Source organism: Legionella sp. PC1000, from assembly GCF_014109805.1.
Lineage (GTDB): Bacteria > Pseudomonadota > Gammaproteobacteria > Legionellales > Legionellaceae > Legionella > Legionella resiliens.
The window spans coordinates 2,995,428-3,015,527 of sequence record NZ_CP059400.1; the positions used below are offsets into that span (position 1 = coordinate 2,995,428).

Sequence of the window (20,100 nt, forward strand, 5' to 3'; positions counted from 1 at the left end):
ATTTTCAGCACTGAAAGGATTAAAAGTACAATACGAAACGCTTTGAAAAATCCAAGTAGCGATTTTTATTGCAATTCACTACATTATGTAAAAAGAGAGACCACTGTTTTTTTAAAAGAGTTAAGCAAAGCTAATGCTCCAATTTCTACTGCTTGGTGCGTCACTTTGCCACTCCATTGTATTCGCGCTGCTCTCCAACCTATAAAAAAAGCAGAAACAAGGACTATTGGAGTGATTAGGTGATAACGAGCTATTCCGCTTTGTGCAAAATACTCTTTATGCTCAATCACCTCATCTTTTTGGGATTGTAAGTACCTGTCCATCACCTCAATTTGTACTATTATCTGCTTTCTCGATTTTTTCATGCTCAACACTCTCTTGCGAAAAGAATTCCCTTGTTTTCTGAAAACTCATACTCTTTATGTTAAATGATAGATACTTAAGCAATCCCAGTAAGAATCCCACATTAAGAAGTAAAACAAATGCAAAAGATAATAGAAGTCGATTAGAAACTAAATGCACAAAATACCCTGAAGCCAAGTATGCAAAATAACCTATTAAGAACATAACAGATAACCATACTGTAAGTAGCACGACTAACAGCAGACAGATATTTAGCAATAACGGAAAAACGCTCAACCCTGCCAGCCTTGCTTCAAGGCTAATTAAAGAGCAAACTGTTTTAATAACAGATATTTTTGCGGCAATTAGGGCTTCTAACTGTTTTAAGGCTTCCATTACTTTTTCATTAATCGAGATAACAAAAAGCCAATTCCTCCTGCGACCAAAACAGAGGCTAATGGATTATCCTGTATTTTCTTCACTATGCTATCTGAATATTCTTTGACGTTTCCCTCTACTTCATTCGCCTTGTTTACCCCTTCCTTATACAACTGATTCACCTTTTTCTTCCCTTCTGTTAATAATTGGCTTGCAGCTGCTTCAAGATGCTCTTTAGGAGTATAAGTTCGATTTTCATTAGTACTTTTCATGTGGATACCCTCCTTAGTTAACAATACTTTACCGAAAAAATTTGTGAAAATAATATATTAAATATAGTCACTGAATGAGATTAATCAAATAAATCCATTCACTTTTATTATGACTTAATTTTTAAAAACATCATAAAATTATTTTTTGTATCAATGAGTTGTCATTAAAATAAAGAGTCATATCTCTCAAATTCGGTTATCAGCTTACTGCAAATAATGTGTTATTGAGCATCAAAACCTCACATTGACTTCAATAGAAAAATGCGTACACTAAATTGCCAGGAATAATAATAAACTATAGGTAAATTGGAAAAATGGTAAATTCAACACTTCTCAGTGACATACAGCAGTTAGAAGACGCTGTAACTTTTTATTGTCAGGGTAAATCTCAATATTTTGTTGAGAAAAGATCCTTTAACTTTACCTCACTGACAAATGTTTACAACTCAATCAGGTTGCTGCCATTGGACAGCGAAAAAATTGCACTGATGGAGCGTTTTCATCAAAATATCTTCAAACAAATGGTTGCATTCCATCCGAAGCTTTATTTATCTATAAATTTTACTAATGAAATCAATATATATAAACCTTTACTTGAACAACTTCATGAACTAAAAACACAAGCTTCAGAACTGTTTGAACATTATTTTGATGAGAAACCACGCTTTGATTGGCAGGGTATGCATCAACTTCGTGCCCAAATTCATAATCTGACAAATACCTCAGATAAAACACAACTCATGCAATTATTTGAGCATGACCTATTAGCAACAATCTCTCAAATAGAGCCTAAGGCCTATTCTGCCCTAACTTTTCAATCTGAATTAGTGGCAGCGGAAGAGTTGCCAATATTAGACGATCAAAGCATGGCTACCCGACATATCAGATAAATAATTCAGTTATAGAACTCGTACGAGTTCTATAACTTTTTCATTGAACTCTCAATAAATCTCTAAAAAATTTACTCATTAGTATCCTGAAAATCACTCTGACAGCATGAAGAATCCTGAGGATCGCGATTAATAAATTATATTTTATTTAAGCTATTATTATTGGAAAACATATGAAATAAGGAGATAAGTATGTTAAGTCTTGATACGGAAACAATTCGTGATCTTCTTGATAAAGCACGACAATTTCAGGCTAAAGAAGACGTCAGCTTTCCGGAAGTCACTGATGAAATGGATGCACTCTATGTATTAGCTGATCATCAAGATGATCCGGTTTATCAAGAAACAATAGAATTCATTGATAATTTACGTCCTGATCAGCAAGCAACTTTAGTCGCATTAATGTATTTAGGCCGCGGAGATTACACTCAAGAAGAATGGGAAGATGCGCTTAATTTCGCCGAGGATGAATTGACTGAGCATACCGGGGAATATTTGTTATCCAGACCCACTGTGGCTGATGACATTGCACGAGGTCTAAATATGCTAGGGATTTCCTATCAGGAATAGTTTTGAGGGGTTAGCATGCCATTTGTTAATATTGGTACCTCAGGATGGGTCTATAAAGGTTGGAAAGAAGTTTTCTACCCTAAGTCTCTTGCAGAAAAAGATGAGTTAACCTATTACTCAAATATCTTTAATACCGTAGAGCTTAATAGCAGTTTTTATCGCATACCTACCCCAAAATCCATTACGAAATGGAAAGAGACGACCCCGGATAAATTTATTTTTTCGTGTAAAGCCAGCCGCTATTTAACTCATATAAAAATGCTTAAAGATGTCCAGGACAGTGTTAATTATTTGTTGCAAGTACTTGAAGGATTAGAAGAAAAATTAGGACCCGTTTTATTTCAACTCCCACCTTATTGGCCCTTTAATCTGGAACGTTTGGAGCAATTTATTAAAGGATTACCTGAATCCTTTGATTATACATTTGAGTTTAGAAATAAAAGTTGGTTACGTCAGGAAGTTTATGATTTACTCACAAAAAACAATATTGCACTTTGTTTTTATGATTATAAGGGATTTCAGTGTCCAGAAATTATAACCAGTGATTTTATCTACTTAAGATTGCATGGACCGCATCTCCAACCCTATTCTGGTCATTATGAAGAAAAATCGCTTTTAAACTATGCTCATAAATTTTCCAGTTGGCAGCAACAGGTTAAAAAAATTTTTTGCTATTTGGATAACGATGAAAAAGTAGTTGCGCCCCACGATGCACAAGTATTGGAACGATTAGTACAGTGTACATTTAGCCATCCCGATCAATAATCTATCAAATTCAGTATCTCGTTTTTCCTTACTTAATCCACTCCTCTACGACTTTTAAAAATAGTCTACTCTTTGAATAAGAAATGTAATTAAGGATTAAGAATGCCTCAATCAATCTGGAAAGGCGAGATTTCCTTTGGGCTTGTCTCTATACCGGTTTCGTTGTATTCCATTGAGGAGCAAGATGAGCTTAAATTTCATTTGCTTGATAAAAAAACGAAATCCAGAGTGCATTATCAACGAATTAGTGAAAAAACCGGCAAGGAAGTTCCTTGGGATCAAGTGGTGAAGGGATTTGAATTTGAAAAAGACCGTTACATCGTTGTCGATGAAAAAAAGTTCGAAAAGGCGAGTCCAGATTTATTTAAAGCAATCAACATTGAGGAATTTGTTGATTTTCAGGAAATTGATAGTCTTTACTTGATGAAGCCTTATTACCTTATCCCAGAAAGCAAAAATAAAAAAGCATATGTATTATTGCGGGAGTCATTAAAAAAAACAAATAAAGCAGGTGTTGCGAAAGTCATTATTCGGACGAAAGAATCTATTTGTATAATCCTTCCTCATCATCACTCCCTACTTTTGTACTTGATTCATTTTAAAAATGAGATACGTGAGGAAAAAGAAATGGATGTTCCGAAAGAAGATTTTAAAAATTATAAGATTTCCCAATCAGAAATAAAAATGGCTGTTACTTTAATTAATGAAATGACTACTAAATGGCAGCCTGAAAAATACCATAATGAATATCGTGAAGCGTTGAAGAAATGGCTTGATCAACAAATAGCAAAACAGCCACTAATCAAAAAAGAGGCAGATGCTGAGGTTGCCAAGGAAAGCTCTGCAGATGTAGTGGACTTTATTTCGCTTTTAAAAGAAAGCATGAAAAAGAGAAAATCTGCAGAAAAGCCAAATAAGAAAAAAAGCTCATAAATCAAGAAAACAATCAATCTGCCCCATAAACTACACTCTTGTCAAATTATATCACTTTATGTAAAGATAACTTGAGACATCTTGGGAATAAGTGTCATAGACCTCTTTCGAAATTCGCTGCAGAGCGAAGTGCAAGAAAGTCTGCAATAGAATTTCGGAAACAGTTCTAGTGTTATGGCAGCAATCTCGGAGGGACCTAAAATGAGACAAATATTTAAAATTAATAAAGCCATCAGATCAGCGAGCTCTGTATTTAAAACGCCTCAATCTCAAATAATGCTTTCGCAAAAAAAAACATCAAAACCATCGGTTGCAGCTCAAAAAATAACAACAATAGCCCCCCCTGTGACAAAAGCACTCAATCCGCTATTTTTTACAAAATTAAAAGCAGAGGAACACAAACAGTTTACGACTAAAAAACGGCATCGCTCTGAATATAAAGACAATTACAGCGCTGCACTCAACTTGCCTTATTCAAATTATCAATTAGCTGTAAAGCACCGCGATCACAATGCGCTTCTTATCATGTCGAAACAAAATATTATTGAACATGCAAATCGACGTGTTGATTTATTTTTTTACACATTAATTGCTTATTATAAAACGGGGATTTTGCCAACCTATGGGCATACAACATTGCAACATGGTAGAGGACGCACCACACGAAGTAATATAAGTATCTCTGAGGCATGTCATAGCAGCTTGATTCCTTCATTAGTGGATACAACTATTTATCAAAATAAACAAACAGGAGAAAAACATAAAAGTTTACTGTCTGACACACATTTTATGGATAGTCTGAACGCCACAGTCGAATTGCCTCCTTTTGTCAATGATCTGGATGATCTGTTAGAAAATGCATTAAGGGAAAAAAGTTTGAATATACTTCGCGAGGTTTCACTTGGAGTAATCAATCCAGTTAGAGGATTAACTCAGTTTTTGCAAATATTGAGTACCGTTTTAAAGGATCTTAGAGAAGATGCTGAAAATAAAAGCAAATCAGCCCTACCCAAGCATCCCTTAATCAAACAACAATCGATTAGCCCAAATCTGATTGAACTTGTACGAACAGGGTCATTATCGACCACCTATTTACCTCAGACACAGACCGCAAATGATGAGTACATCCAACTCCTACTTAGAATGACGCCCGAAGAAAAAGCATCATTCAAAGATGAGCACAGTAAAGAAAAGATATACCTCAATAAAATTATGGAGTTACAAAACGAAATTTTACATACGCAAAGCAACCAATTCCCATCATTTAAGTAAAGAAAACCAAGGGGTAGTGCACATAATAATCTTAACCTTATCGCTACCTCCTCTTCCCAGCACGTGTTCGTGGGTGTTCCGCAAAACTATAACCACTCTGCCTAAGTACTGTGCCTTATACCGCAGTACGCAGGCACTAAGGAAAACCGGAAGCTAAGTAAGAAGAAACTGCCTCTAGCTATACCTGAGAGATTTGACTAAAATACAGTAGCTTAGTTGCTGATAAATAAAAACTTTTACACGGGTGTCAATTTATGAATATCCATGCTGTTGTTGAAGAACAGAGAAAATTTGCTGCTGCCGGACAAGCTAAAAAAATTGATTTTCGTAAACAGCAACTGCAAAAATTGAAGACGATTATTAAACAAAATGAGCAGCTCCTCTATGAAGCGCTGTATGCAGATATAAAAAAATCCCAGTTTGAAACCCATTTAACTGAGCTTGCCATGATTTATCATGAGCTTGATCAAGCAATAAAATCGGTACGTAAATGGGCAAAACCCAAATCCAAAAGAACGGAATTAGTACTTCAACCAGGAAAGAGTTTTATCTTACCCGAACCTTACGGCACGACGCTTATTATCGGTGCATGGAACTATCCCTATCAGCTGACTTTAAGTCCTCTAATCGCATCCATGGCAGCAGGAAATACCAGCATTATCAAACCAAGTGAGCTACCACAAAATACTTCATCCGCTCTCGCAAAAATAATCAATCAAAATTTTGATCCGTCTTATCTTTATGTCGCAGAAGGCGGTGCCGAGGTAACTCAGGAGCTTCTTAGCATTCGTTTTGATAAGATCTTCTTTACTGGCAGTACTGCCATAGGAAAAATCGTAGCCAAAGCTGCAGCAGAACACTTAACTCCCGTCACCTTGGAATTAGGCGGAAAAAGTCCTTGCCTTGTTTTTGCGGATGCCGATCTCAAAATTTCAGCCCAGCGTATTGTTTGGGGCAAGTTTTTAAACGCAGGCCAAACCTGTATTGCACCAGATTATCTTTTAGTTGAAGAATCGATTTATCAACCCTTATTGGAAGAACTCAAAAACCAAATCAAGGAAATTATTGGTCCTAATCCTCTTACAAGCGAAAGCTATGTACGAATTATCAATCAAAAACATGTACAACGCTTAAAAAAACTCATCGACCCTCAAAAATTATTTACAGGGGGAGAAGTCATTGAGACAGAAAATTATATTGAGCCAACAATTCTTAAGGATGTCAGTTTTGCTGATGGAATTATGAAAGAAGAGATTTTTGGCCCAATTTTACCGGTTATTCCTTTTTCCGATCTGCACGCTGTTCTCCAGGAAATAAAACAACGTCCACGTCCTTTATCACTTTATGTTTTTACAAAAAACTCAAACGTGCAAACACAAATTTTGCATGAGGTTTCCTTTGGCGGTGGTTGTATAAATGATGTGATTATGCATATTTGTAATTCCCACCTTCCCTTTGGTGGTATCGGAGAAAGTGGTATGGGGAGTTACCACGGTGAAGCAGGTTTTAAAACGTTTAGCCACTTCAAAAGTATTTTGAAAAGGCCTTTTTGGTTTGAGTTGCCTATTAAATATAGGCCATATAGCCAATGGAAACAGAAGATAATCCGAGCTCTTTTAGGGTAAGTTAATACACATAAACTCAAAATCACCATCCTTTGATTTGGGTTATGTCAATCAATCTCGATTTTAAAAGCGACAAACAATCTAGGATTTTAGAAGCATTTTCTCCTCAAAATATAACAATTGCTTCTCGTTTACATAAACTGTTTATGGTGTAGGATTTTCCCCTATTTCCTTTTCGTTCTGGGCAGCACGTTGGGCCCGCTTAGCAATAGCTTCTTGTAATTGCACAAAAAAGCGAGAAGGTTGCAGAGGTTGACTCACTTCTGATTCAAGCTGTTTTCCCCATGACTCATCCAGTTCAGATTGAATATTTAACTCATCATCCAACATTGAATCTAAAGCATGGGTTTTTTGTTGATAAGAAATTACGAATGTTCTGCAGGCATCAACAAAGCAAGAATTTTCTTCCAAGATCAAAGCAGAATTACTGAGAAAGCCAATAATGCGTTCATCTTTATGATTTTTCTGATTTTGTATTACTAAAAACAAAAATTCTTTTAATAAAAGATAAATTGATGAGTAATCCACATCGCTTTCCCCTTTTTGTCCGTATTTATCCACCAAATTTTGCAATAATTTAATACATTCTTTACTCACTGGCATTCCTTTCTCCCAATAAATAAACCTTTCTTTATTAAAAACGCTGAAAGCTAATTAAGCAAGAAAAAATAGTGTGCTTTTAGAATTTGATTCAGTTATCTTAAATCATTTTTAAATATGCCTCCTTAGCTTGTACGCTGCCAATATTGGGTCTATAACTTTAAGAATAAAAGAGAGCACTTATGTCAGAAAAGAAAGCTAAACTTAAAATCAGCAGTCCTAAGGAATCTCCTGAGTCACCTTCTGTTGAAGCAAATCCTTCTATTCTTGCAAGCATCATTAAAGAATTGCCAGGCAGTATTTATTGGAAAGATAAAAATGGGGTGTATTTAGGTTGTAATGACACCATGCTTGAAATGACTGGAATGAAATCCATAATTGGAAAAACAGATTTCGATATGCCATGGGCAGCATCTGCAGAAACAATTCGCAATAATGATTTAAAAGTAATGGCGCTTAATTCTTCATTAGAACTGGAGGAAACAGGAATATTAGCCGATGGGAAACAAGCTGTTGTATTAACCAGGAAAACCCCACTACGCGATGAACAAGGAAATGTAGTGGGTATCCTAGGCATATCACTGAACATTACCCATCGTAAAAAGCAAGAAGCGGATTTACGTTCAAGCCAGGAAAAGACGCAATCAACTTTAGAAAATATTCTTGCCAATATGCCGGGACATGTTTATTGGAAAGACAAAAATGGGGTGTATTTGGGATGCAATAACCGACAAGCACGAAGTGTAGGATTTCAATTTGGCTATGAACTGATAGGGAAAACCGATTTTGATTTACCTTGGGGTGAAACCCAAGCAGAGTTATTTCGGCAAAATGATCTTTATATTATGCAAACCGGTGAAACTGAAATTATTGAAGAAAAAGCCCTGATCGATGGGAAAAATGCCATTTTTTTAAGTCATAAATCCCCGATGCGCAATAAAAAAGGGGAAATTACCGGGGTACTTGGTATTTCAATTAACATCACTGAACGCAAAAAAATTGAAGCTGAGCTCAAGATTGCAAAAGAAAAAGCCGAAGCAGCAAGCCTTGCAAAAACAGAATTTCTTGAAAATATGCGACATGACATCCGCACGCCCCTGACTGGTATTGTTGGATTTGCAGATCTCATTAAATCGGAAGCAAAAAGTGCTCAGATTCAAGAATATGCGGATAACCTGGTAGCATCCAGCCATGCCTTGCTTGATTTCATGGATGAGGTTCTCGAAGCAATCCATGTCAGTTCTGGCGAGGTGCCCGAAGTTAGAAAAAAATTCGTCTTACAACGAATCGTTCAACATGTTATTGATCTTAATAAAGCCAAAGCATCTGCAAAACACCTGCATTTATCTTTGAATTTTGATCCCAATATTCCCAAATACCTTATTGGTGATCCTGTGCGCATCCATCGGATTTTGCTGGAGCTGATTGCTAACTCGTTGAATTTCACCGATACAGGCTTTGTAAAATTAACCGCTAAACTGGCAAAACAAGAAAATCGCGAAATCATTATTCAATTTGTCGTAGAAGATAGTGGAATGGGTATTCCCAAAGACAAGCAACAGGAAATTTTTCTGCAATTTAAACGCTTAACGCCTTCCTACAAAGGAATTTATAAAGGAGCAGGCTTAGGTCTTGCAGTAATCAAACAGTTTATTGATGAATTAGATGGGGAAATATATGTTGAGAGTACGGTTGCCAAAGGAACGCTCTTCACCTGCATCATTCCCTTTAAAACAGCACTTTTAGAAGATGAAACGGGCATTGAGAAAGATTTTGTCGAGCTCAATATCCCAACTTTTGCACGAAATACTGCTATCACTCAAGCTCCAGACTCATCTGCAAAACCCTTTAAACATCGTATCTTATTAGTTGAAGACAATACCATTGCACAAACAATCGCAAAGGAAATGTTGAATAAATGTAATTGTCACGTTGATATAGCAGTTGATGGACAATCTGCTTTACAATTCTGGAAGAAAAACAAGTACGATTTAATTTTCATGGATATCGGTTTACCTGATATAGATGGTTATCAAGTGACCCATCACATTCGTGTACAAGAAATCACTAAAAACCATCACACCCCCATCATTGCACTAACAGCTCATGTCGGTGAAGAAAACAAGCAACGATGTATTGAGTCAGGAATAAACGCAGTACTCAGTAAACCCCTAACTCAAAAAAATTGTTGTGATATTTTAAATTCATTTATTCCCTCCATACAAAAAGAAAAAGGAATCTCCTCTGAACTTGATGTTTTAGATTTACCACCAACAGAAGAACAATTTTTTGAACTTTCTAGATTTCCTCTACTTGATATTGAAGAAGGAATTAAAACTACTGGCACAGAAGATATGCTCTGCAAGATGCTCAAGTTAATGCTCAATCATTCTCTTCTTGAAGATATTCCCCTACTAAAAAAAGCGCATGCACAAGGTGACTGGGAAAAAACCCAGAACCTTGCCCATAAAATTAAGGGAGGTGTGATGTATGTCGGCGCCATCCGTTTGAAAATCGCCTGCCAATATCTCGAGCGTTATTGGAAATCAGGACAACGTAATTTATTGGAGAAATTGTATCAGCAAATGATTCAAGTGGTTGATGAAACAACTTCTGAGATTCAAAAATGGATAAAGGCAAAAACACCCCATTAATTTAGATATTTTTGCACCCAGGCTACACATTTAAATGAAAACACTTAAAAATCGCCAACCACAGAGTCATTTTCCAGAGCACCTTCCTGAATCGTTTGAAACTCATCTCCTTTTACCTTTCCAGGATATTTTTTAAATCGAAGTGCAACTGGCCTTAAATAATTTGGATAATGAGGCTTGATTAAATAGTCATAAGTGGCTGCCATCGCCTTGTTTCTGCCGCTGGGATAAACTTCAAAATCATATGCTTTCTCTGTCCATAGGCACATCACCGAACACTCTTCGAGCAAATAATCAAGACAAAGTCTGAATGCCCGCTCATAATCAACATTCACAGCAGAAAATCGGCTCAAGTAGCGTGTTAAAAAATCATCGATATTGGCATGGATCGCATGACGAAATGATTTATTGGAGTCATATTCTTTTTGTACTCGTATATAGCTTTCAATGTAATTCTGACTGTTGTACCAATCATCCCAACGCATAATTTCAAAGGGTATGGTTAATTGATTGTAAGCCATTTCATTTCTCAGCAACCAATCATCACCTTCTTTTACAGCAAGCTGATATAATTCATCCGGGGTCCCTTGATGCATAATACCCATCGTATGGCGTTGAACACTATCATCAACAAGGATGGTACACTGCTTAAATGCTCCATTAATGAGTTTAATCACCGCTGCAAATTTTTCACCCTCATGGATGGGTTGCCCCACACTGATGGGCATAAGACAAGAAGATAGAGGGAACCGTTTTCTTTCTTCTACTGGGTTTTCTCTAAAGGAAGCTTTCACAATCCTGTTATCAATTAAACTCATATTCCTTACCTCCTTTTGAGTTTTAAATCGCTATTTTTTGCATAAAATGAAATCATATTTTATTTTATAAAAGCCACACTGTCCATTAAAGGTTCATCAGCACATTTCGTTCACATAATAATTACTTAATGTTATTATTGTATAATTTGTGTAATATATATATCAAACCTAAAAGCGAGTATGAAATGTCTTATAGAATAGATAATCCTGGTGGTGGTGATTGTGGATTTTATGCATTGGCTATAGGTTTAATAGCGACCATTCAAAAAGAATACGAAGAAAACAAGAAAAACAAAACTTTTACTCAATGGCAAAAGAAAGGTCTTAATCATGTGAGCTTACCAGAAATTCTAGACATTGATTTAAATCAGCTCTACGAATCTCCCTATACTTATAAAAAAGAAACCCTGCTTAAATTACAAATGTCTTTAAGAGATATTTCTGCCACTGCATATAAAAATGATCTTCTTAAAAAAATAGCACAAGCAAAAAGTAGCGGAAGCACCCAGGTTGAAAGCTCACCTGTATATCATAAGTTTATGGAGTTAGTGCACTATTACTTAAAAGAAGAGCAAGAAGAGAATGCACTGGATAAAATAAAACAGTTCAACGAGTTGGCTTTATCACCTGAAGTCCTTGACTTAGCGCAAAAAACTGCGAAGTCATTGGAGCCAAAGCTTCAAGGTAAATCCTTTGAGCAAGGGCAAAAAATAGAAAATGCACATGTTAAAGAGGCATTAATGGCAGACGTGCTCTCTGGTGGTAAAGAAAATTCTCGTTCCGTCATTTTGAAAGGTATAGAAAAGATTAAGGAACAAGGAAGATGGGCAACACATAGTGATTTAAAAGAAGTTGCGGAGCAACTTGAGGTAAATCTCTACGTAACCAATGAACTCAATGGAGCACCGAAGAAGGGGTGCCCTACTATTGTTTTAAATAACGAAGGTCAGTCAATCCATTGGACAACCACTGTAGAGGAATTGCCTGCGCCTAAAGTTAAGCCTGTTGAAAAACGTATTGAGAGTCCAAAACCAATAGAAGAAACTCATACGTCTTCTAAAGAGCAGGAATCTTCTAAAACTCGTGAGTCTTCTAAAGAGCATGAATCTTCTAAAGATAGAGAATCCCGAGTAATTGCAGCAACTGTAAGCACTCAAATTAATGAAGAGAAAGCAGAGCGTTATCAACAACACGTAAAGACACTCATGGTCAGTGCATCCGATCCGAGGTTCTTTGCTAGTGTTCAAAAAAGAATAGAAAACCTTGATAAACTTGATAAGGAAGAAGCTCTTAAGAATGAACATGGCGCTCAAATTGAATCGGATGAAGATTTTGCTATACGCTTACAAGAAGCAGAGTTCAGACGAGCTAATCTGAAGTAAGAACTATTAAAACTGTTTGGAAATAAAAACACCCTGGAATATGGGTGTTATTCCTTTTTTGAGCCTGATTCAATATTCGAGCATTCATAAGCTTTTTTTCGTTCAAGATGAGCCAAATATGGCTTTCCTCTCATAGAACCGTGAACAACTTGTTATACCACAATACCTTAACTAATATAACGTAAAAGCACAGAGTATTCATTTAAGGGATTTATGATGAACACCATTCAACGCTTTATCAAAGCACAACAAGGCCAAGACGCATATATCTCATTCCAACAGGCTTATGATGAACTCAAAGCTGGAAGCAAACAAAGCCACTGGATATGGTATGTCTTTCCTCAGTTAAAACAGCTTGGGTTCAGTTCTATAGCTCAACATTTTGGCATTGTTGATTTCAAAGAAACGTGCGCCTATTTGCAAAATGAAGAACTTTTTCAAAATTATGATGCAATAAGCCAACTGGTAGAACAACAACTAAAAAGAAAAATCCCTGCTCTTATCCTTATGAATGGGGATACGGATACTAAGAAACTGGTGTCAAGCCTCACTTTATTTCGAGAAGCGGCTTCATTTCTTGAGCGCCAGGGAGATACATCGCAGGATTTTGCTGCACTTGCTCATTGTTGTGATCGAATTCTAAACGAAACCGCAAAACAAGGTTATTTTCCTTGTGAGCTCACTCTTGATTTGGTACAGGAACAGAAAAATAATCAGTATGACTAGCACGTGGACAATTCCTCCATAGCTATGTCCCGTGATTTTTTCCTGTCTCTTGATCACATCTTTGCCTACGCCCCGCGGCTTGTCCGCGAGGTCCAGTGTTTTAGGGCAGAGCCTCTGGATCCTGCGGACAAGCCCTGAACGATCGTCAGTTTTCTAAATTTATCATGTACCACTTAAGTTTCTCTACGTACCGCTTAAATTTCTCTACGTACTGCTTTCCTACATACCGCGCTTTATGCGCGGTATCCAGAACGATATTTTAAGATGCCGCTGAGCATTTCTATAGCAAGATCCCCTGGATACCGCGCATAAAGCGCGGGACGTAGGCAGTGAAAATTGACCAACACACCATGGGACAAATTAAAAATTTTTTGGCCCTGTTTTTTCTTTCTTTCTAAGGTGTATGATTGCTTCATAAAATAATTTAAATTATCGGAAATATAATGAGAAAGTTCGCTGGCATCCTTTTTCTATTTTTAAATCTAGGGATTCAACCTGTAAATGCAAACAATCTCAGTTCAATAGAAAAACAGATAACCCGGTACATTACAACTCAATCTCAAGAACAACTTTCATTATTAGAACAATTAGTCAATACCAACAGCGGCACTACAAATCTTACAGGAATTGATAAGGTTGGAAACATAATACGCCAGCAACTAGACCAACTTGGATTTAAAACTTTTTGGGTTACAGAACCACCAGCCATGCATCGAGCAGGAACCTTGGTTGCTCAGCGCACTGGCCATAAAGGCAAAAAATTGCTTTTAATTGGCCATCTAGACACAGTGTTTCCTGCAGATAGTCCATTTCAACATTTTCAATATAAAGGAGCTGTTGCAACAGGTCCGGGGGTCATCGATGACAAAGGGGGAATCGTTGTAATCCTTTATGCCTTAAAAGCCTTACACGAAATGCATGCTTTAGATAATGCAAATATAACTGTTATTTTAACAGGTGATGAAGAAGATTCTGGAAAACCCACCTCGATTTCAAGAAAACCTTTAGTCGATGCAGCAAAGAATAGTGATATTGCCTTGGATTTTGAGTGGGCAATTACACCCGATACAGCAACCATTGCGCGTAGAGGCATAGCACACTGGACAGTAGAAACTCATGGTAATGAAGCACACTCCTCAGAAATTTTTCAAAAACAAGCGGGTTATGGTGCTATTTATGAGTTGGTACGTATCCTAAATACAATGCGTACTGAGTTAAGTGGGGAGCGCTTTTTATCATTTAGTCCAGGCCTTGTTTTAGGTGGAACCACGATTAATAGTAAAAATAACATTCAAGGCGAGACTTTTGGCAAGGGGAATGTCATTGCAAAAATTGCGATGGCAAATGGCGATTTACGTTTTATTAGCGAACAACAAAAGAAGGCAGCAGAAAAAAAAATCACTGATATTGTTACCCATCACTTACCTGGTACCACAGCGTCCGTTATATTCCAAGAGGGTATCCCGAGTATGCCGCCTGCTCCAGCCAATAAAGCGTTATTAAAACAATATAGTGAAGTCAGTGAAGACTTAGGACAAGGCGTAGTACATCCTCTTGATCCAGGTGTAAGAGGTGCCGGGGATGTGTCCCACATTGCCTCTCTAGTAAATGGGGCATTAGCAGGTTTAGGACCCGTAGGCACTGGTGCACACTCAGTAAAAGAAACTTTAGATGTCCCTTCTCTTTTAACCCAAACTCAACGCGCATCCCTATTGATTTATCGATTAATTAACAATTTCAATTAATTTCTCCCAATTTTTAAAAAAATTTGCAGTATAATATAAACTTACAATCTTTTTTCGAGGGGTTTCCTTGAGCCCTAATTAAAATTAATGAGTTCTCCATACCTCAATTTTAGTGTGCCTGCTCACAAACGCTATAATATAGTTAAGAAGCCTTTAATTAATCAGTAATGGCTCTCATGAATTAGCTTTTATGAATTTTTAAATTCTAACTGCTATTTAAATTTTCATTAAACATTTAACATACAATTTTTTTATGGATTGGCTTGATTTGATTCCTTACATTTACCCGAGTTCTTATCTCAAATTACCTGCTAATTTTTATGAGGTGATCGAGCCAACGCCGATCGCAAATCCTTATTTAGTTAAATTCAATCACGAATTGGCTTCGTATCTTTGTGCTCCGAACTCCTCTTCTACCCATGAAAAAGAGATAATCTCTTTTTATGCCGGAAACCGAGTGCCTGCACATCTTAAAAGCATTGCATTAGCCTATGCAGGACATCAATTCGGATACTATGTTCCCCTTTTGGGAGATGGGCGCGCTGTGTTACTTGGTGAACTATGCAGTCAAGATGGAAAGCGATGGGATATACAACTCAAAGGCTCGGGAAAAACAATGTTTTCGCGAATGGGCGATGGTAGAGCTCCCCTTTCCGCAGTATTAAGAGAATATCTAATCAGTGAAGCAATGCACGGTTTAAATATTCCAACTACCCGTTGCCTAGCTGCCATAGCAAGCCAAGAAAAGATCTATCGCCAAGATGGCCCTGTACCATTAGGTGTATTAACCCGAGTTGCATCCAGCAGCCTGCGGGTAGGTTCTTTTGAATACGCCGCTGCTCAAAAAGATAACCACTTACTCCAATCCCTCGCGAACTATGCTCTTGAAAGACACTATCCCGAACTTTTACCCAGCGCACACCCCTATCTCGAACTGTTTAAAAAAGTTGTGGATCGCCAAGCATACCTCATTGCTGAATGGATGGGAGTCGGCTTTATTCATGGAGTCATGAATACAGATAATATGACCATATCCGGTGAAACCATCGATTATGGCCCTTGTGCGTTTATGGATGAATTTGACTTTGGTACTGTATTTAGCTCTATTGATCATGCAGGTCGTTATGCATTTGGAAATCAAGCCGCTATAGCAAAGTGGAATTTAGCACAATTTAGTCTAAGCTTATTGCCCCTATTTAAAGATAAGGAAGCACCCAAACAAATGCTCGAAGTGCTCAACTCATTCACAGAACGCTTTTCTCAATACTGGAACAAAAAAATAAGAGAGAAGTTAGGCCTTTCTGAAGAACATACTCATACGAGAGAACTTATTAATAATTTTTTCGCGTTATTACAGCAACATAAACCGGATTTTACAAATACCTTTAGGCTTTTGAGCCAAGCCATTGATTGTGAACGCTCGCAGAACGATTTAATCAACGCACTAGGAAATCAACCTAACAGTAAACAGTGGATTACTGATTGGTTAGTGTGTATTAAACAACAAAATGTTGAGGTCAACAAAATAAAATCCAAGATGAATCAAATAAACCCAGCCTATATTCCCAGAAACCACTTAATTGAAAATGCAATTAGAGACTTTATTGAAAACAATGACAGTACCTTAATGAATACCCTTTTAGCAGTACTGAAAAATCCTTATCGCCAACAGAGAAACACTGAAAAATTACAATGTTTGCCTATGCCCCATGAACGAGTATATCAAACGTTCTGCGGAACTTAAGATGACTCGACATGCAAAGGGTAAACACAACTAACTTTTGAGCAGAAGACCACTTTTCTTATCTCCTTGTCATACCGAGCTTTTCTAGCGCGTCTATTTGCATGACAGCACTGGGAATTCCGCGCATAAAGCGCGGAACGTAGGTATTTTGTTTTATGCGATAAGATGCGTTTGCCTTGTCCCATATCTTTTTTGCCTACTTGCCGTGCTTTATGCACGGCATCCAGTTGATCTGCATGAGGCAAAAAGGCTGGATTCCGCGCATAAAGAGCGGAACGTAGGCATTTTGTTTTATGCGATAAGGTACGTTTGCCTTGTCCATATCTTTTTTGCCTACTTGCCGTGCTTTATGCGCGGCATCCAGTTGATCTGCATGAGGCAAAAAGGCTGGATTCCGCGCATAAAGCGCGGAACGTAGGCATTTTGTTTTATGCGATAAGACGCGTTTGCCTTGTCCATATCTTTTTTGATCTACCTGCCGTGCTTTATGCGCGGCATCCAGTCGAGCGTGAAATGGAGAACAAAGCTGAATTCCGCATAAGCAAAACGGATCAATAAATTAAATGATTTTCTGATAAAGAACTTCTTTTAATAAAGCCCCGCCCTCATAAAATTCTTCTAATTTGGTTGAGTTTGTGGCTTCAAAACCTAAGGCATCATAGAATTTGCGTGCTTGAATATTGTCTTCGAATACCCATAGAAGTATTTTCTTATATCCCTGATTTGCGAGTTCAGAAATCGCAGCCAGACATAATTGGGTTCCTAATCCCATGCGCCAGTAATCGGGATGTAAATAAATAGCACTGATCTCACCCATTGATCTATCCGCACTAAAATCACGAAAAGGACAAATGCTGGCAAAACCAACAGTTTGATTGTTGATTTCCATGATTAATACTTTAACTTCCTGCTCTATCAAATTGCGCCACTGCAGAGTTCGTTCTTCCAAGGATAAGTTTTGTAATATAATTTCTGGAATGAAATCTCGATACATCTTTTGCCAGGAACAGATATGAATTTGAGCAATAGCTTCAGCATCATCTAATGTAGCTGTCCGGATACTGGGCGTTAAATTTTTAATCATAATAAAAACCTTAAAGACGTAATTAATTTCTAATAAATTATTCACGTTCTTTTAAATTCAATATTTAAATAACTCATATAAGTGATATGCTATGTTAGAATGAAAAAATTGTCACTAAAAAGGATTTAGCCATGTATAAATTCAAACAAAAAGAACAAATAATTCTGGGGGCAATGACCTTGTTTATCGCATCAATGGCCACTGCAGGAACTGTAACGAGTGATGTTTCCACCACTGATGGAACTTCAGTAGGAAAAGTCGTTTTTGAGGACAGCAAATACGGTTTACTTATTAAGCCCCAATTGACCGGGCTTCCTGCAGGAGCTCGCGGCTTCCACATCCACCAACACCCCGATTGTGGTGATCATGCTAAAAAAGCGGGCGCCCATTTAGATCCTGCCAAAACCAATAAACATCTTGGTCCATATGGCACGGGGCATTTAGGTGATTTACCTGTGTTGGTTGTGGATAGTAATGGCGAAGCAAATACTCCTACATTAGCACCTCGTTTAAAAACTAAAGATATTAAGGGACATGCCATTATGATTCACGCCGGTGGAGATAATTATAGTGATAATCCTACTTTGGGGGGCGGCGGTGACCGTATTGCGTGTGGAAAAATTCCTTCTTAATTATAAAAATACACTTTTGAATTCAGATGCAGTTGAGTTTGTATCCGGATTATTCTAGTCTTAACAATAAAAAGAGAGATGTTATGCCCGGTTTTTTTTCAAAGTTAGGATCGACTTGGGATCAATATTATAGTTTGCGAAGCAAATACGCTGAGTTGATTCCAATCCCCAATCCATCTTATTTTAAACCTATTCATGAAAAGAATAACTTTAGAAAAGACTTTACAGAGGACTGTGCTGACTTAATTGTTCGCCCCATTTATTGTCCTATCTGGTTAGGGGTGAATGCATTATTGCTGTTTTTAAAAAGCTTTATTTTTCTGATGGCTGCTTTATTGTTAACCGTCCCAGCTTTGTTATTAGCAATTTTTGCCCCTAGTTCAGATATCAGTTCCAGTACTTGTTCTGCATTCAAAACCTGTGCAGCACATACTATTGTGGATGCAACTATGGGTATTATCGCAGTCTGTGCTGCAGTTGCCTCTATTGTTTTTAATCCCATATATTTGCTTACTCGATTCCTAAGTACTGTTGTTGAACATTTAAATGAAGTCACTGAATCGTGTTGTGGTTTGACTATCGCTCGGTTTTAATTCTTCTGTCCTGAAATAAAATCTACTTTCCAGAAATCAAAAAAACTACATTCCGCGCTTTATGCGCGGAATCCATCTCGGATCCCTTTCATGCACGATCGACACATAGGCCTCTCCTTTGACCAATCACCTTCATGCCTCCCGCAACTTGGTCGAGACGTAGGCAAGATGTTACTTATTACACTATCATTAAGAAGGTTTGCTGTATCTGCCAACTAATTCAGCATGCTCAATAATGTGATTTTGCATGGCAGTCTCTATTTCCTTTTTTGTCGCATGCTCTCCTAGATTTAATAAAGTATCTAAAGCATAGAGTTTAAAGAAATAACGATGCGTACCGCTTGGGGGGCAAGGTCCACCATAGCCTGTTCTGTTCCAACTATTTCGCGCACTGATTGCATTCAACGGAATACTTCCTGTTTTAAGTTCGTGACAATCAGCAGGCAGATTAAATAAAATCCAGTGTACCCACAATCCCATTGGCGCGTCAGGATCATCCATGATTAGAGCAAAAGATTGAGTATTTTTAGGTACATTTTTCCATATTAATGGCGGAGAATGATCGTCACCATTGCAGGTATATTCTTTAGGAATAAGCGCATTATGAGCAAACGCAGGACTCTCTAATATCATTGCACACTCCTTATGCGAAACCTCTATTTGCAATTTAGACTATTTTTAAACAAAAATACAGGCATATGGCTTAGAACTTCTTGGATTATATTTTTAATTTTCCTCTCAAAATCTGCCAAAGCATGACAAAATCGCCCACCAGACTATATAAAGGATAACGAAATGTAGCGGGTTTATTTTTTTCATAGACCAAATGCCCAATCCAGGAAAATCCATAACCCACCATAAGCATCAGAATAAGCCATAAGTAACTCCAAGTGAAAAGAAAAAAAAGAAAACTCAAGCAAGCTAAAGAAGTTCCCAGAACATGCAAACGCCGACACATCACTGTTTTATGTTCACGCAGGTAAAAAGGATAAAACTCATTAAAGCTTGAAAATTTCTTATCTTTTTTCATAAGAATTTAGAAAATAACTCCAAAGTTTTTAAATTTTAGTTTAAA

Annotated in this window: 21 protein-coding genes; 13 read left to right on the forward strand and 8 right to left on the reverse strand. The window is 37.3% G+C overall.

Annotated features, from left to right (window positions below):
- Positions 1-83 precede the first annotated feature (83 nt).
- Genes FOLKNPGA_RS13070 through FOLKNPGA_RS13080 form a run of 3 tightly spaced genes read right to left on the reverse strand, consistent with a single transcriptional unit; the run spans position 84 to position 992 of the window.
- A complete protein-coding gene (locus FOLKNPGA_RS13070) occupies positions 84-365 on the reverse strand; it encodes a hypothetical protein (protein WP_182350313.1) in 282 nt (93 codons plus the stop codon).
- Entirely contained in the window at positions 328-738 is a 411-nt protein-coding gene (locus FOLKNPGA_RS13075) for a hypothetical protein (protein ID WP_182350314.1), read from the reverse strand. Before FOLKNPGA_RS13075 ends, FOLKNPGA_RS13070 begins: the two co-directional genes overlap by 38 nt.
- Positions 738-992 carry a hypothetical protein gene (locus tag FOLKNPGA_RS13080; RefSeq protein WP_182350315.1) on the reverse strand — a complete coding sequence of 85 codons (255 nt, stop codon included), beginning with the start codon at positions 990-992 and terminating at the stop codon, positions 738-740. Before FOLKNPGA_RS13080 ends, FOLKNPGA_RS13075 begins: the two co-directional genes overlap by 1 nt.
- Positions 993-1,306: 314 nt before the next feature.
- Between FOLKNPGA_RS13080 and FOLKNPGA_RS13085 the strand changes: the two genes are divergently transcribed.
- From FOLKNPGA_RS13085 to FOLKNPGA_RS13110, 6 genes are all read left to right on the forward strand, one after another.
- Positions 1,307-1,882, forward strand: coding sequence for a hypothetical protein (locus FOLKNPGA_RS13085; RefSeq protein ID WP_182350316.1), 576 nt, complete (start codon positions 1,307-1,309; stop codon positions 1,880-1,882).
- Between the two features lie 192 nt (positions 1,883-2,074).
- A complete protein-coding gene (locus FOLKNPGA_RS13090) occupies positions 2,075-2,452 on the forward strand; it encodes a DUF3775 domain-containing protein (protein ID WP_182350317.1) in 378 nt (125 codons plus the stop codon).
- Positions 2,453-2,467: 15 nt separating this feature from the next.
- A complete protein-coding gene (locus FOLKNPGA_RS13095) occupies positions 2,468-3,217 on the forward strand; it encodes a DUF72 domain-containing protein (protein ID WP_182350318.1) in 750 nt (249 codons plus the stop codon).
- Between the two features lie 102 nt (positions 3,218-3,319).
- Positions 3,320-4,150 (forward strand): Ku protein, encoded by an 831-nt coding sequence (locus FOLKNPGA_RS13100; RefSeq protein WP_182350319.1) that lies wholly within the window; start codon positions 3,320-3,322, stop codon positions 4,148-4,150.
- A 201-nt stretch (positions 4,151-4,351) separates the two neighbouring features.
- The gene (locus FOLKNPGA_RS13105; protein ID WP_182350320.1) at positions 4,352-5,422 is read left to right on the forward strand and encodes a hypothetical protein; all 1,071 of its coding nucleotides are present in this window, start codon (positions 4,352-4,354) and stop codon (positions 5,420-5,422) included.
- Between the two features lie 254 nt (positions 5,423-5,676).
- On the forward strand, positions 5,677-7,047 hold the full coding sequence (locus FOLKNPGA_RS13110; protein WP_182350321.1) for an aldehyde dehydrogenase: 1,371 nt from the start codon (positions 5,677-5,679) through the stop codon (positions 7,045-7,047).
- 144 nt (positions 7,048-7,191) lie between these two features.
- Here FOLKNPGA_RS13110 and FOLKNPGA_RS13115 read toward each other — a convergent pair whose 3' ends face one another.
- On the reverse strand, positions 7,192-7,650 hold the full coding sequence (locus FOLKNPGA_RS13115; protein ID WP_182350322.1) for a hypothetical protein: 459 nt from the start codon (positions 7,648-7,650) through the stop codon (positions 7,192-7,194).
- Between the two features lie 179 nt (positions 7,651-7,829).
- On the opposite strand from FOLKNPGA_RS13115, the gene FOLKNPGA_RS13120 reads away from it, so the two are divergent.
- Complete coding sequence (locus FOLKNPGA_RS13120) at positions 7,830-10,301, forward strand: PAS domain-containing sensor histidine kinase (protein ID WP_182350323.1); 2,472 nt, start codon at positions 7,830-7,832, stop codon at positions 10,299-10,301.
- 44 nt (positions 10,302-10,345) lie between these two features.
- On the opposite strand, the gene FOLKNPGA_RS13125 is transcribed toward FOLKNPGA_RS13120, so the two are convergent.
- A complete protein-coding gene (locus FOLKNPGA_RS13125) occupies positions 10,346-11,119 on the reverse strand; it encodes a hypothetical protein (protein ID WP_182350324.1) in 774 nt (257 codons plus the stop codon).
- Positions 11,120-11,304: 185 nt separating this feature from the next.
- On the opposite strand from FOLKNPGA_RS13125, the gene FOLKNPGA_RS13130 reads away from it, so the two are divergent.
- From FOLKNPGA_RS13130 to FOLKNPGA_RS13145, 4 genes are all read left to right on the forward strand, one after another.
- A complete protein-coding gene (locus FOLKNPGA_RS13130; protein ID WP_182350325.1) occupies positions 11,305-12,501 on the forward strand; it encodes a hypothetical protein in 1,197 nt (398 codons plus the stop codon).
- Positions 12,502-12,714: 213 nt separating this feature from the next.
- Positions 12,715-13,227, forward strand: coding sequence for a DUF1810 family protein (locus tag FOLKNPGA_RS13135; RefSeq protein ID WP_255465976.1), 513 nt, complete (start codon positions 12,715-12,717; stop codon positions 13,225-13,227).
- A gap of 443 nt (positions 13,228-13,670) precedes the next feature.
- Positions 13,671-14,972 carry a M20/M25/M40 family metallo-hydrolase gene (locus FOLKNPGA_RS13140; RefSeq protein WP_182350326.1) on the forward strand — a complete coding sequence of 434 codons (1,302 nt, stop codon included), beginning with the start codon at positions 13,671-13,673 and terminating at the stop codon, positions 14,970-14,972.
- Positions 14,973-15,240: 268 nt separating this feature from the next.
- A complete protein-coding gene (locus FOLKNPGA_RS13145; protein WP_232891257.1) occupies positions 15,241-16,716 on the forward strand; it encodes a YdiU family protein in 1,476 nt (491 codons plus the stop codon).
- A 559-nt stretch (positions 16,717-17,275) separates the two neighbouring features.
- Here the strand turns inward: FOLKNPGA_RS13145 and FOLKNPGA_RS13150 are convergent.
- Positions 17,276-17,800 carry a GNAT family N-acetyltransferase gene (locus tag FOLKNPGA_RS13150; RefSeq protein WP_182350328.1) on the reverse strand — a complete coding sequence of 175 codons (525 nt, stop codon included), beginning with the start codon at positions 17,798-17,800 and terminating at the stop codon, positions 17,276-17,278.
- Between the two features lie 131 nt (positions 17,801-17,931).
- Between FOLKNPGA_RS13150 and FOLKNPGA_RS13155 the strand changes: the two genes are divergently transcribed.
- Positions 17,932-18,432, forward strand: a complete 501-nt coding sequence (locus FOLKNPGA_RS13155) for a superoxide dismutase family protein (RefSeq protein ID WP_182350329.1) — start codon at positions 17,932-17,934, stop codon at positions 18,430-18,432.
- An 83-nt stretch (positions 18,433-18,515) separates the two neighbouring features.
- Positions 18,516-19,025 (forward strand): hypothetical protein, encoded by a 510-nt coding sequence (locus FOLKNPGA_RS13160; RefSeq protein WP_182350330.1) that lies wholly within the window; start codon positions 18,516-18,518, stop codon positions 19,023-19,025.
- Between the two features lie 189 nt (positions 19,026-19,214).
- On the opposite strand, the gene FOLKNPGA_RS13165 is transcribed toward FOLKNPGA_RS13160, so the two are convergent.
- Entirely contained in the window at positions 19,215-19,658 is a 444-nt protein-coding gene (locus FOLKNPGA_RS13165) for a YbhB/YbcL family Raf kinase inhibitor-like protein (protein WP_182350331.1), read from the reverse strand.
- A gap of 85 nt (positions 19,659-19,743) precedes the next feature.
- A complete protein-coding gene (locus FOLKNPGA_RS13170) occupies positions 19,744-20,055 on the reverse strand; it encodes a DUF962 domain-containing protein (protein WP_182350332.1) in 312 nt (103 codons plus the stop codon).
- Between the last annotated feature and the right edge of the window lie 45 nt (positions 20,056-20,100).